15 protein-coding genes and 1 pseudogene are annotated in these 13,329 nt (G+C 35.2%); 8 read left to right on the top strand and 8 right to left on the bottom strand.

The window, feature by feature from the left end; genetic code table 11:
• The first annotated feature begins 13 nt into the window (after nt 1–13).
• From pstB to AC5YC8_RS07830, 5 genes are all read left to right on the top strand, one after another.
• On the top strand, nt 14–934 hold the full coding sequence (gene pstB / locus AC5YC8_RS07850) for a phosphate ABC transporter ATP-binding protein PstB (protein ID WP_496116861.1): 921 nt from the start codon (nt 14–16) through the stop codon (nt 932–934).
• 157 nt (nt 935–1,091) lie between these two features.
• A complete protein-coding gene (gene sohB, locus AC5YC8_RS07845; RefSeq protein ID WP_496164124.1) occupies nt 1,092–2,054 on the top strand; it encodes a protease SohB in 963 nt (320 codons plus the stop codon).
• Between the two features lie 97 nt (nt 2,055–2,151).
• Nucleotides 2,152–2,571: a hypothetical protein gene (locus tag AC5YC8_RS07840; protein WP_496164123.1), complete on the top strand. Its 420-nt coding sequence runs from the start codon at nt 2,152–2,154 to the stop codon at nt 2,569–2,571.
• A 25-nt stretch (nt 2,572–2,596) separates the two neighbouring features.
• Nucleotides 2,597–3,028, top strand: coding sequence for a hypothetical protein (locus AC5YC8_RS07835; RefSeq protein WP_496164122.1), 432 nt, complete (start codon nt 2,597–2,599; stop codon nt 3,026–3,028).
• A gap of 57 nt (nt 3,029–3,085) precedes the next feature.
• The gene (locus AC5YC8_RS07830; protein WP_496164121.1) at nt 3,086–3,322 is read left to right on the top strand and encodes a hypothetical protein; all 237 of its coding nucleotides are present in this window, start codon (nt 3,086–3,088) and stop codon (nt 3,320–3,322) included.
• A gap of 152 nt (nt 3,323–3,474) precedes the next feature.
• On the opposite strand, the gene purB is transcribed toward AC5YC8_RS07830, so the two are convergent.
• Genes purB through AC5YC8_RS07810 form a run of 4 tightly spaced genes read right to left on the bottom strand, consistent with a single transcriptional unit; the run spans nt 3,475 to nt 7,288 of the window.
• The gene (purB, locus tag AC5YC8_RS07825; protein WP_496116865.1) at nt 3,475–4,863 is read right to left on the bottom strand and encodes an adenylosuccinate lyase; all 1,389 of its coding nucleotides are present in this window, start codon (nt 4,861–4,863) and stop codon (nt 3,475–3,477) included.
• A gap of 56 nt (nt 4,864–4,919) precedes the next feature.
• The gene (gene hflD, locus AC5YC8_RS07820; protein ID WP_496116866.1) at nt 4,920–5,651 is read right to left on the bottom strand and encodes a high frequency lysogenization protein HflD; all 732 of its coding nucleotides are present in this window, start codon (nt 5,649–5,651) and stop codon (nt 4,920–4,922) included.
• 13 nt (nt 5,652–5,664) lie between these two features.
• On the bottom strand, nt 5,665–6,798 hold the full coding sequence (gene mnmA / locus AC5YC8_RS07815) for a tRNA 2-thiouridine(34) synthase MnmA (RefSeq protein ID WP_496164152.1): 1,134 nt from the start codon (nt 6,796–6,798) through the stop codon (nt 5,665–5,667).
• A 4-nt stretch (nt 6,799–6,802) separates the two neighbouring features.
• Nucleotides 6,803–7,288, bottom strand: a complete 486-nt coding sequence (locus AC5YC8_RS07810) for an NUDIX hydrolase (RefSeq protein ID WP_496164120.1) — start codon at nt 7,286–7,288, stop codon at nt 6,803–6,805.
• 339 nt (nt 7,289–7,627) lie between these two features.
• Between AC5YC8_RS07810 and AC5YC8_RS07805 the strand changes: the two genes are divergently transcribed.
• From AC5YC8_RS07805 to AC5YC8_RS07795, 3 genes and pseudogenes are all read left to right on the top strand, one after another.
• On the top strand, nt 7,628–8,665 hold the full coding sequence (locus AC5YC8_RS07805) for a linear amide C-N hydrolase (RefSeq protein ID WP_496164119.1): 1,038 nt from the start codon (nt 7,628–7,630) through the stop codon (nt 8,663–8,665).
• Between the two features lie 271 nt (nt 8,666–8,936).
• Nucleotides 8,937–9,059 (top strand): NAD(P)-binding protein, encoded by a 123-nt coding sequence (locus tag AC5YC8_RS07800; RefSeq protein ID WP_496164118.1) that lies wholly within the window; start codon nt 8,937–8,939, stop codon nt 9,057–9,059.
• 7 nt (nt 9,060–9,066) lie between these two features.
• Nucleotides 9,067–10,193, top strand: a pseudogene (locus AC5YC8_RS07795) (FAD-dependent oxidoreductase).
• Here AC5YC8_RS07795 and AC5YC8_RS07790 read toward each other — a convergent pair.
• From AC5YC8_RS07790 to dacC, 4 genes are all read right to left on the bottom strand, one after another.
• Nucleotides 10,190–10,780, bottom strand: coding sequence for a DJ-1/PfpI family protein (locus AC5YC8_RS07790; protein ID WP_496164117.1), 591 nt, complete (start codon nt 10,778–10,780; stop codon nt 10,190–10,192). The pseudogene AC5YC8_RS07795 and the gene AC5YC8_RS07790 overlap by 4 nt on opposite strands.
• 142 nt (nt 10,781–10,922) lie before the next feature.
• Complete coding sequence (locus AC5YC8_RS07785) at nt 10,923–11,408, bottom strand: hypothetical protein (protein ID WP_496164116.1); 486 nt, start codon at nt 11,406–11,408, stop codon at nt 10,923–10,925.
• Between the two features lie 64 nt (nt 11,409–11,472).
• The gene (locus AC5YC8_RS07780) at nt 11,473–12,009 is read right to left on the bottom strand and encodes a gamma carbonic anhydrase family protein (RefSeq protein WP_496164115.1); all 537 of its coding nucleotides are present in this window, start codon (nt 12,007–12,009) and stop codon (nt 11,473–11,475) included.
• Between the two features lie 113 nt (nt 12,010–12,122).
• Nucleotides 12,123–13,271, bottom strand: a complete 1,149-nt coding sequence (gene dacC, locus AC5YC8_RS07775; RefSeq protein ID WP_496164114.1) for a D-alanyl-D-alanine carboxypeptidase PBP5/6 — start codon at nt 13,269–13,271, stop codon at nt 12,123–12,125.
• Nucleotides 13,272–13,329 lie beyond the last annotated feature (58 nt).

Genomic DNA, 13,329 nt, shown 5'->3' with positions numbered 1-13,329 from the left:
TCAGGGCATGATTATGAATACAGTAACTGCAACAAAAACAAATTCCTTAGAACAGGATAAATCGGTGAACTCAGAACATACACAATTTACATCTGAAAATTTAGATAAAAAATCATCAACTTCTTTCGTTTCTCAGTTTGATGTGCAATCTTCGGCAAAAAAAGAACCGAAGTCTGCCAATGTAAAACTGAGTACTTCAGATGTGCATGTTTATTATGGTGAATCTGAAGCAATTAAAGGTATTGACCTTAATATTTATGAAAATGAAGTGATTGCATTTATTGGACCATCGGGTTGTGGTAAGTCTACATTCCTACGTACTTTAAACCGTATGAATGACACGATTGATTCATGTCGTGTGACAGGTAAGGTCTTGCTCGATAATCAAGATATTTATGATCCAAACCTAGATGTTGTATTGCTTCGCGCACAAGTAGGTATGGTGTTCCAAAAGCCAAATCCATTTCCAAAGTCTATTTTTGATAACGTTGCTTATGGACCAAAATTACATGGTTTAGCACGTGATAAATACGACTTAGAAGAAATTGTAGAGAATAGCTTACGCAAAGCTGGATTGTGGGATGAAGTGAAAGATCGTTTGAACCAACCAGGTACAGGTTTATCGGGTGGTCAACAGCAACGCTTATGTATTGCACGTACTATTGCTGTTTCTCCTGAAGTGATTTTAATGGATGAACCATGTTCTGCACTCGATCCTATTGCAACTGCTAAAGTTGAAGAGTTAATTACCGAATTATCTCAACAATACACCATTGCAATTGTGACACACTCCATGCAACAAGCTGCACGTGTATCTGATCGTACTGCATATTTCCATTTGGGCGATTTAATTGAAGTTAATGCCACTGAAAAAGTATTTACACAGCCTGATCATCAGCTTACAGAAGCTTATATTACTGGTCGATTTGGCTAATATTATTTCTATTCACAAAGCGACAAACTAAAAGAGCCAAATTGGCTCTTTTTTTGTTGAATAATTCAATGAGAATTATTTACAAATAGGCATTGATTTTTTGTTACAAAGCCCACATCTTATAAAGTATAAATATGTATTAGATGAGCTTTATTATATGTTATTTCACGCAACTAAATTTCCTGCTGAAATTCGAGTGCATCATTTAAATGCTCGAGTAAATGAACAACGCAAAAAAATAGCTCAAACAACAGCTTCTAAATTTGAATTTTTACAGCTTACACAACAACTTGTTAAAGAAGCACGCGTACGTAAAAAAACCAATGAAAAAATTTATGTGCTCGACTTTAAAGGTGATACAGCAGCATCTGCTGTAGAACAATTACGTGAAGAAATAACCTTAGTTTTAGCAACAGCTAAAGCAGGGCGAGATCGTGTGGTTTTACGCTTAGAAAGTCCCGGTGGTATGGTGCATGGTTATGGACTTGCTGCTGCACAACTGGTGCGCTTACGCGATGCGGGTTTTAATTTAACCATTTGTGTCGACAAAGTTGCTGCAAGCGGTGGTTATATGATGGCATGTATTGCATCTGAAATTGTATCTGCACCATTTGCAGTAGTTGGTTCAATTGGTGTGGTTGCTCAAGTACCAAACTTCAACCGTTTGTTAAAAGAAAACAAGGTCGATTTCGAGCTTTACACAGCAGGTCAATTTAAACGTACAGTGACTATGTTTGGTGAAAATACCGATGAAGGTAAAGCTAAATTTGAAGAAGAGTTACAGCAAACGCATAACTTGTTTAAGCATTTTGTTGAAAAGTACCGCCCACAATTGAATGTTGAGAAAGTTGCAACAGGTGAGCATTGGTACGGTCAAGATGCCTTAGATTTAAACTTGGTAGATAGCTTAAAAACATCGGATGAATACATTTTAAGTCTTTTACCGAAGCATGATATTTATGTGATTGAAACACGTAAAAAACCAACTTTTGGTGAAAAACTAGGTCTACAAGCAGCTCAAATTGCAGATTCTCTGGTACCTACAGTGATGAATAAAGTAATGGAAAGTTTGACTAAAGCGAGTTCAAATTTGGTTCAAATGCGCGATCCTAAACTTTAAATATTTCGCATATATAAGCTCGCTTTGGCGAGCTTTTTTATTTTGAGATCGTATAATTATGTTATAAATGAAGTAATTAGTTTGAGTTTGGGCACCTATGCTCACGTTTGTTTTATTGGTTGGATTTTTTAGCATCGTATTTATTCCGATGTTATGTATGTTTTACATTGAATCCAAAAGTATAAAAAATGATGCTAAGAAGATTCTATTTGGACTGAGTTTTCTACCAAGTGTCTGTATTTTTCTATTATATGGCTTTCTCAAGCCCAATAATCCACCAGTCATACCATCAAAAGAATGTGGTGTGGTGCAATTATATCAGGTACATAAAACTCGTGGTGGTGAGTTTGAGCGTGTCAGTATTCGCTTTGAAAATGCTAAATACAGTCGACATTTATTGTTTGATCAGCACTTAGATAAAATGCCACAAGGTCAAAAGGTCTGCTTTGAATATATCGATAAGTTTAAATATCCACATTTGTCTGAATCAAAATTGCTAAAATGGACCACAGAGTGAATCGATTAGAAAAAGAGACAATAATATGACACTCTTATGGATCATTGGCGCTATTAGTCTTTTTGTATGGCCTTTTTGTGTCATGATTTATATCAATGTATATAAAAGTCAGATAGCTCATCCTCTGGTTATTTATCTTATCATCCTGATACCACCTGTATTTATACTTGGACTTGCATTTTATTTAAGCCAACTTCAAAAAGATGTCGTGTCACAACACTGTGGTATTGTCGAGGCGTATCAAACCTATCAAACAGCTGGAAATAAGAATAATCGAAAATCTTTTGAGCGAGTAAAGATTATATTTGATGGTCAACAGACATCACGCCATTTAAGAGTTATGGATGATGTATCTAAACAGAAGGTAGGGATGAGGGTGTGCTTTAAATTTTATGATCGCAAACTCAATTCACATTTAAATGACTTAATTTTGATCGATTGGGTCAATCATCCTTAAAATGCTTGGCATTTGGAGTAGATCTCACTAACATGATGCTTATTTTAGGGCGCTGATATGTCAATGACAGAAGCATTTTTAGCAACGCAAAATTGTTATTTTAATTATGATTTTGAAGAATTAAATTTGGATGATTTTCCTGAAGAATTGTCTGTGTCACTGCGTGGCATGATGTTCCGTCATGAAATTCAGTATCCTGATGCAATTTATTATATTTACTATAGTGATGTTCTTACAGGTTGTGAATTACAGCGAATGAAGGATGATTGGGCGAAGTATTGTCCCGTGGCATAAATATTCTCATAAATTTTCCCTCTCTAGCTCTTTCCCAAAGGGAGAGAGAACTTTAGAACTATCCTATTGGATTACCTGTTATTCATTTCCTAAACGGAGAGGGATCAAATAAAAAAGCGAAGCCTGAGCTTCGCTTTTTTATTTATCTAAAATTAGATTTTAGAGATTAGGTCAGCAACTTGTTTTGCTTGTTCTGCTGCATTACCTGTGTAAGTAGCAGGCGTCATTTCAGCTAAACGCGCACGATCTTCAGCAGGAACAGCCGAAAGTTCATTACCATTTACAAAATCAACCATCATATCGCGAGTCATTGCTTGACCACGAGTAAGAGCTTTTAATTTTTCGTATGGTTTTTCAACTGCATAACGACGCATAACAGTTTGAATAGGCTCAGCCAATACTTCTTGAGCATTGTCTAAGTCTTCAAGAATACGGTCAGCATTCAATTCAAGTTTACCAATACCTTTAGAGCAAGCTTCAAAAGCAATTAAGCTTTGTGCAAAACCAACACCCATGTTACGAAGAACAGTTGAGTCAGTTAAGTCACGCTGCCAGCGAGATACAGGAAGTTTTTCGCCTAAGTGACCAAGTACAGCATTTGCAATACCTAAGTTACCTTCAGAGTTTTCAAAATCGATAGGGTTTACTTTATGTGGCATAGTTGAAGAACCAACTTCACCTTCTTTCAAACGTTGTTTGAAGAAACCAAGTGAAATATAACCCCAAACGTCACGGTTAAAGTCGATTAAGATTGTATTGAAACGACGTAGCGCATCAAAAAGTTCCGCCATGTAGTCATGTGGTTCAATTTGCGTTGTGTACGGGTTAAATGCTAAACCTAAAGATTCAACAAAAGCTTGTGAGTGTGCAGGCCAGTTAATTTCTGGGTAAGCAGAGTAGTGAGCGTTATAGTTACCTACAGCACCGTTAATTTTACCCAATAATTCAACTTGTTTGAATTGTTTGATTTGACGTGCAAGGCGGTAAGCCACGTTCGCCATTTCTTTACCTAATGTTGTTGGGCTAGCAGTTTGACCGTGTGTACGAGACAACATTGGTTGTTCTGCATGAGTTACAGAAAGAGCAACAATTGAGTCGATAATTTGCTGCATAGCGGTAACTAAAACGTCACGACCATTTTTAAGCATTAAAGCATGAGACAAGTTGTTAATGTCTTCAGAAGTACATGCAAAATGAATGAATTCACCAGCATCTTTTAATTCTGCGATATTTGCAATTTGTTCCTTAAGGAAGTATTCAACTGCTTTAACATCATGGTTTGTTGTGCGTTCAATCTCTTTAATACGATTTGCATTGTCTTCAGAGAAGTTTGCAACAATTGCATCAAGTGCAGCATTTGTTTCGTTTGAAAATGCAGGAACTTCTGTAATTTCAGGACGGTTTGCAAGTGCTTGTAACCAGCGAACTTCAACAGTCACACGAGCATGGATTAAACCAAACTCAGAGAGGAAAGGGCGCAAAGCATCACATTTGCTAGCATAGCGTCCATCTAATGGAGAAAGTGCGGTTAAAGCGTTCATAGCGATTCCTTAAACTTTGGAACTAAGCGAAAAAACAAAAACTCAATTTGCATAGGTTAAATTACCTGAAACTGCAAACGAGCCAGATCTTGAATATCTTTAAGTAACTTACGTTTGGTGAATATCATACTCCATGAACTTCCACCAGATTGACGCCATAAATGCGCCATTTGTAAGCCAGTAAATAATGATGCGCGAATTCGATTGGTATGAGAACTATCTTTAAATGCTTCTGCATTGCCTTTCACCATAATACGAGGATTAATTTGTCCTGCTGTATCTACATAGGTTTGGGCTAGGTTTGCGATGATACTAGGATGGAGATAGTTGTTATCGAAAAAAGAAAGTTGTTTTAATATTTTTTGTTGTGATTGTTCAATAATTTCTACAAATTTTGGATTGCTATACACCTTCTTTTCTAAATGTAGAAGAGACATAGCATAGGACATGGGTAGTTTGGTTTGTGAAAATTTTGGAAGTCTAGATTTAGGCGAAGGATTGAAGGGTTGAGTAATACTATTCTCTAATGTCTTCAATCCTAATGAAATATCGGCAAGTTGATTAAAGTAATCTAAAGTTTGGGAACACGGTTTGGCTTGTGGTCGAATATTTAAACTGGCTTTAATTAATTGTTCTAGATAAAAGTTACCGTTTTCGCCTGTGCTCTGTCGTCCTGATAGTGCGGTCATGTGCGTAAGCTGTGCTGATTGAAAAACAGCAGCTAACGCCAAAGCTCTATTTTGACGTGTATTCAGAGTTTGAAGCGATTGAAACGGTAACTCCGTCATGCTCAATATTCCTTTAAATAAAATCAGGTTTTGGGGCATTGGTATGGTGAATTACACCGCCACCTAAACAAACTTCATCTGCGTAGAACACTACACTTTGTCCTGGGGTTACAGCACGCTGTTGTTCATCAAATTCGACACGAACACCATTTGGCATGGTTGAATCTTTGAATAGAACACAGCCTTGGTCGGGTTGGCGATAACGCGTTTTAGCAGTACAGCGGAAACCCGATTCAGGAATTTCTTGTTCACCTGCAACCCAGTCAATCGCTTCGCTCCAAAGCATAGTGCTTTGCATAAGAGGATGTTCATGACCTTGACCAATCACTAGGCGGTTATTTTCGATGTCTTTGTATAAAACAAACCATGCGCCTTCAGCAGCACCTTTTAAGCCACCTAAGCCAATACCACCACGCTGACCGAGCGTATAGTACATTAAGCCGTGATGTTCACCAACCTCTTTACCATCATCTAGTACAATTTTTCCTGCTTGAGCTGGTAAATATTGTTTTAAGAAGTCATTAAAGCGACGTTCACCAATAAAACAAATACCCGTAGAATCTTTTTTCTTCGCTGTTGCAAGTCCGAGTTCTTCTGCAATACGACGAACTTCAGGTTTTTCAATTTCACCAACGGGGAATAAAGTTTTATTAATTTCACGACCATGCACAGCATGTAAGAAATAAGTCTGATCTTTATTTTGGTCAAAACCACGTAGTAGAGGTGCATATTCTTCACCACGTGAATTTTTTAAAGTTTCACCACGACGGCAGTAATGACCCGTTGCAATAAAGTCTGCGCCTAAATTTACGGCATGATCTAAGAATGCACGAAATTTAATTTCTTTATTGCATAAAATGTCTGGGTTTGGTGTACGACCAGCTGCATATTCAGCTAAGAAGTGCTCAAATACTCGATCCCAATACTCCATAGCAAAGTTTGCTGTATGTAGTTTGATCCCAATTTTGTCGCAAACGGCTTGAGCATCGGCTAGATCTTCCATTGCCGTGCAGTATTCCGTGCCGTCATCTTCCTCCCAGTTTTTCATGAAAAGACCTTCAACTTGGTAACCTTGTTGAAGAAGTAGTGCAGCAGAAACAGAAGAATCTACACCACCAGACATACCGACGATGACACGTTGTTGCATAGGATTAGGCATCCATATTTGTAAATAAGGGAGAGTTTTGATGCTCATAAATGAGCGATAAAGGATATTTTTGACCTGTTAAAGCATCTTCCACGACTTTAATCACTAATGGACTACGAGCACGTGCAGATTCTTTCAGCTCATCCAATGTCATCCATACAGCGCCAATAATATCTGCATCAAGTTGAGCATCTACATGGTGTTGTATGTCTTTTGCTAAAAAGCAAAAACGATAATATGTACGGTCAGGAAACATTGGAGGCGTGTAAGTATAAATACCAAGCAATGATTCAATTTTTACATCATGCCCAGTTTCTTCCATGGTTTCACGGATTGCTGCTTCAATGAGGGACTCGCCACACTCTACATGACCTGCTGGTTGATTAAACACAGTATGAGTCACACCTTCTGTGTGTTCTTCAACAAATAGGAATTTCCCGTTTTTTTCAATAACGGTTGCTACAGTAACGTGAGCAGTCCAAGCGGTCATAGAAAAGCACCATGGGATAAGGAGATTGCTATTGTATAAAATTTTGAGTTACGTGGCTATGATGATTGTTGTTTTCCGTCATATTATCTTTGTATTGTGTATGGAATTGTAGATTTAAATAAGATGATGACATATTAGGTAAATGTAGATAATTACATCGAAGTGGGTAATATTTGGGTCATTTTTTTGTTTTTGCAAAGAAATGTAGGTGAATATTTGTGATGTTAATAAAAATAAATAAAAAAATTAGATGAAAAAGATCACTTTATCTAAGAATTCATATAATTTAAGGAAGTAGAGGAAATTCATGATTAATTATTAGAAGTGGAGATTACAGAAATGTCTGACGCAAATACGCCAAACTTAACATTTGCATGTACATCATTAAAAGTTACAGATAAAAAAGGCAATGTATACCATGGCCGTACTTTAGAGTTTTCAGAATCCCCATTGGTTTCAAGTTTTACATATTTTCCAGAAGGACATGTATTTCAACATGTATCGGAAGATAACAAGACTATGGGCTTAGCGTATAAAGCGAAATATCCAATCATGGCTTTAACAATGCCTCAGAGTGCATCTGAAAAATATGATTGCTTAGAGGGTATGAATCAAGCTGGTTTGTCATTTAGTTTAAATATGTATCATCACAAAGGTCTAAAATCATTAGAGCCTGCTGAATATGAAAACTCAATTCCTTACGAAGCACTAGGCGAGTGGGGTGTAGCGAATTTTGCAACTGTAGAAGAATTGAAGGAAGGTTTAAAACAGGTCAATGTTTGGTCTGGAATTATTGAAGTTTTAGGTTTAAATTCGCCATTCCACTTCGTTTTTTATGATAAAAATAATCAATCGGTTGTGATTGAAATTAAAGATAGTGCATTGGCAATTTATGATAATCCAATTGGTGTTATGACAAACGGTCCAGAGTTTCCGTGGCATTTAACGAATTTAAATAATTATACGCAATTGACGAATGTTGATGTGTCTGCTGCTAAAATTGGTGGAATCACGCTGGTTCAACCCGATAGTGGTATTGCGACACATAACATTCCATCTTCAAATACATCTGTAGGACGCTTTATTAAGGCCTTTTATCATTCAAGTTTTTACAATCAAGTTGATGATGCACATGAACAGATTGTTGAATTATCACATATTATGAATAATTTTGATCGACCAAAGAACATTAATATAGTGAATACAACGTTACATGGACAAGCCATTGTTGCACGTGAATATACAGTATGGACTGTATTAACTGATTTAACTGGTGGGTTAATGTATGTGCGTGAATATAGTAATTTAAATTATACGAAGTATGATTTTGAACAGTTTAAGAATGTTACAGAAGTATATTCAGTCGCGATTAACTAATATTATTAAAGGCACACTGAATTAAGTGTGCCTTTTTTATTTGATAAAGATATACGATGAATATTTAACTTATTGAAGATATTCATTTTAAATTTAAAAAAGGTTGTTTATTTCTAATTGAGTTTGACTGTTAAATCGGTTTACAAACTTTGTTTTAAAGGTGAACGAAAAAATGACAAATGACTTAAAAGGTTTACTTATACTGTAATTCCTAGAAATAGCTCAATAATAATGATGTTGAAAACAAAACAAAATTCACTCCCCCGTTATTGTGATTGGCTCTGGTATTGCTGGGCTTACATGTGCAGATAAACTAAAAAAATCTGGAAAAAATGTTCTTGTTTTAGAGGCAAGGGATCGAATAGGTGGTCGCTTATATTCTATAAAAAAATGAAGATGAAATTTTCGATTTAGGCGCATCGTGGATTCACGGTATTGAGAACAACCCACTTTGGGAAATAGTGCAAAATAATAAAATTGAAACAGCTATATTTAATTATATAGATTCAGATTTTTTTCATGAAAATGGTCAAGCATTTACTGCGGCAGAAAAACAAGAGTTTGTGCAATATGTGGAACGTATTGAGCAATTACTTTTAAAATCAGAACATGATTCTGCGCTAAATGCTTTGACAGAAATATTAGATAATTTAGAAATAAATAGCCTTAGTTTTTCTCCGAATCAATTTAAAAAATTACTGTATTCGTATTTTGAAAGATTCGCGAATGATCCTTTTGCGACAGAGTTGAATCAACTTTCAACGCATTTTCAGAGATATGAGGGTTACTTTGATGGTGATGAAGTCATTTTCCCGAAAGGCTATACGCAAATTTTAAGTGAATTATCTAAAAACCTTGTCATTAAAAACAATGTAAAAGTTACCCAAATACGTTTAGAAAATAACGCTGTAAAAATTATTGATGCGAATAATACAGAATATTTGGCATCTAAAGTTGTGGTGAGTGTACCGTTAGGTGTTTTGAAAAAAAATCAATTACATTTGTTCCTGAGCTACCAAAGCAACATCAAAATGCTATTTCTAAAATGGGTTTTGGTTCATTTAATAAAGTATTTTTTGAATTGGAAGAATCTCTTAATTTACAAGTTGATTCCAATTCGAATAGCTTTTTTTATTGGGTGAAGGGTGGTTGGTTTAATGTTCTAGATTTATCCAAAATTTATAATAAGCCTGTTTATTTAATGTTATTTGGTGGCAATCAATCTACATTTATTGATGAAGCAACAGATGTGGAAGTTTGGAATTTTATTTGTAGAAATTTAAATACAAGCTTAAATAATTTACCAGATCAACCGAAACGAATATTGATTACTCGTTGGGGTGCTGATGAGCTTAGTTATGGTTCATTTAGTTTTCCTGCTATTGGACATAATGAGGGTTTGGTTAACACATTAAATGAAGCTGTTAATGAGAAAATCTTTTTTACGGGAGAGCACTGTAGTTTGGAATATGCAGGTACAGTGCATGGTGCATATATAAATGGTTTGGAAACAGCAGAGAAAATCTAAACTATTTTAAAACCCATTCTTTTTTTTATATTTAACATATTTTCTTTCGAGGTGAGTTGTTCTAGCATCATAAATGCTACGTCTAGCGCTGTTTCAGGCGAAGAAGATGTAATGATATTACTGTCTTGAACAATTCTTTCTTCACTTAGAGTTGCTCCAAAATCTTGTAATTGTTTTCGTCTAACACTTCCTTCAAAGTTATATGTTGTTACATTGCGACCATTGAGAACACCGCTTTTGGCAATGCTTAAAGCCGCAACACAAATAGAAGAAATTAATTTATTTTCTTTATTAAAGTATCGAATCACATCTAAAAAGCGTTCATCGAATGCATCTATATAAAAGCCTGTTTCTTCAAATCCACCAGGAATAGCTAAAGCATCGTAATCTTCTAACTTTATTTGATCTAATGTGAAATGTGGAATGCATTTGTAGCCCCAAGTACACTCAAGAATAGGATGTAGTCCTACGGAATCTAGTTGTACTGAGCCATCGCCTTCAAATGAGTTCCAACCAAATACATCTGTAAATACACTAGCCTCATAAGATTCAAAGCCATTCGCGAGTAAAAGTAATATTTTTTTCAAAGCGTGAACCTTGTTGTTTTAGAAAAAGTGGTTTTAAAACTATAAAATAATCGAATGTTTTTGTATGTGGTTTTTAAAGGAATATAGATGTTTTATTGTACATTGATTTGATAGAATAAATAATATTGGATATTATTAAAAATTATATCTGTAAAATTTTTAATGCTTCATTTTGTTTTTCATCAATAATTGGTATTAAATAAGTTTTGTTTTTACTTTTAACTTTAATACATTTATAAGAATCTTTCTTAAAACCATTCATATAAGTGATGTTGACTATATTATTATCTATAGTGTATTCAGTTAGGGTGATATTCTTAAATGAAAGTATACTTAACACAATAGCTGAATCGGTTAGGTGAAAGCGAAAAGCGGTTTTTCGATAATATTTAAAAAATCTTTTAATTAAATAAATCAAACCCAAAAGACAAATTATAACTGGAAAAATATAATGTAAAGAAATCTTTGTGTTTAAAAGTAAAGTAGTATTCTTATCAGAATTGAATAAAGCATAAATTAGTATAACTTCACATCCTAATAAAAAAATGATACCTGTTATCTTACCTTTAATCATTTTTAAAATTTCTTTGTTTATTAAATGGTCAAAATTATGCATATTTAAAATCATAAAGAAGCTCTTTTATGTCGTTGGTATTTTGAGAGATTTATAGGGTGTAAATTTATTTTTAATGCTACTTGTATTTATAATTCCCTGAAACTTTCACATAGTTCTGAGCAGAATAAGGCAAAAATGCGAGTTCTTTTTCAGTCAATTTACGAACTTGCTTAACAGGACTACCCACATATAAATAACCACTTTCCAAACGCTTATTGGGTGGAACAAGAGAATCTGCGCCAATCATCACATCATCTTCAACAACAACATCATCTAAAATAATAGTACCAATACCCACAAGAACACGGTTACCAATAGTACAGCCATGCAATTTTACATGATGACCAATAGTTACATCTTCACCAATAACCAGAGGTGAGCCTTCAGGCTTATCGGCTTTTTTATGGCTTACATGAAGCATAGAGTGGTCTTGAACATTCGAATTTTTACCAATATGAATATGATTCACATCGCCACGAATCACAGCAAAAGGCCAAACAGAAACATTTTCAGCCAAAACAACATCACCTACCACAACAGACATTGGGTCGATATAACAAGAATCATCAATTTGTGGGGCAGTATCTAAATAAGGGCGAATGTTTTGGCTCATAAGATTAATCACATTTTTTAGAATAAAGGGAAGTATAAATAAAAAAGCACCTATATCGAAATATAGATGCTTTATCTTAAGTCTAAGATGACATTATCTGAAAAGATAAATCCTTAGAATAAGTTAGCGAAGAATTGCTTGATATGATCAATCATACGAGAGAAGAAACCTGCTTCTTCAACAGCTTGTAAAGCAACAAGCGGTTTTTCTGCAATAACTTTACCGTCTAAACTCGCAACATATTTACCTACAACTTGACCTTTTTGAAGTGGCGCAGTCAATTTTGGTTGTACTACAAGTTGAGTTTTAATTTCGTTTGCTTTGCCTTTAGGCATAGTTACGTTAAAGTTTTCAGCTAAACCAATTTGAACGTCATTTTCTTTACCGTACCAAATTTTAGATTTAGCCAAAACTTGATTTGCAGACTGAACTTTTACAGTTTCAAAGTTTGCATAACCCCAAGCCAATAATTCACGTGTTTGAGATGCACGCTCATTCATGCTTGGCGCACCAAAAATCACAGAAATTAAGCGCATAGGACCACGCTTAGCAGAAGTTGTTAAGCAATAACCCGCTTCGTTGGTGTGACCTGTTTTTAAACCATCTACACTTGGGTCTGTATAAAGCAATGCGTTACGGTTGCCTTGCTTAATACCATTAAACGTAAATTCTTTTTCAGAATAAATTGGGTAATATTTAGAGCTGTCATGAATAATATGTTTTGCAAGAGTTGCCATGTCTTTTGCAGTTGAATAATGACCTTCAGCAGGCATACCTGTAGAGTTCATAAACTGTGTATTTGTCATACCAATTTTTTTAGCTTCTTCATTCATCATGTGAACGAAAGTGCCTTCATTACCTGCAATATGTTCAGCCATTGCTTTAGAAGCATCGTTACCCGACTGAATAATAATACCACGCAACATTTCTAAGGCTGTAGCTGTGCCATTCAGCGGAACATACATGCAAGATTCCGTGCTACTACCTCGGCACCATGCAGATTCGTTCATACGAACTTTTTCATCTTCCGTGAGTTCACCTTTCAATAACTTTTGTTCGATGATGAAACTTGTCATCATTTTTGTCATTGAAGCAGGTGCTAATTTTTCATTTTCGCCTTTAGCAGCTAAGATTTGCCCTGTTTCATAATCCATCAAAACATAAGATTTATTGTTGAGTTCTGGTGGTGTCGTTAAGACAGTCGCTGCATATGAAAAACTAGGTAATAAGATCAATGCAGCAAGGGCGCTTTTTCCGGTCATTTTTAGGTGGTTCCAATATTCTGATATAAGCACAACGTTCTTGCATTCTAGGGTAAAT

The sequence above is a fragment of the Acinetobacter sp. FY731 genome (assembly GCF_059515905.1).
The sequence above is the reverse complement of the archived record's forward strand: the minus strand, read 5'-3'. Positions and strand labels throughout refer to the sequence as shown.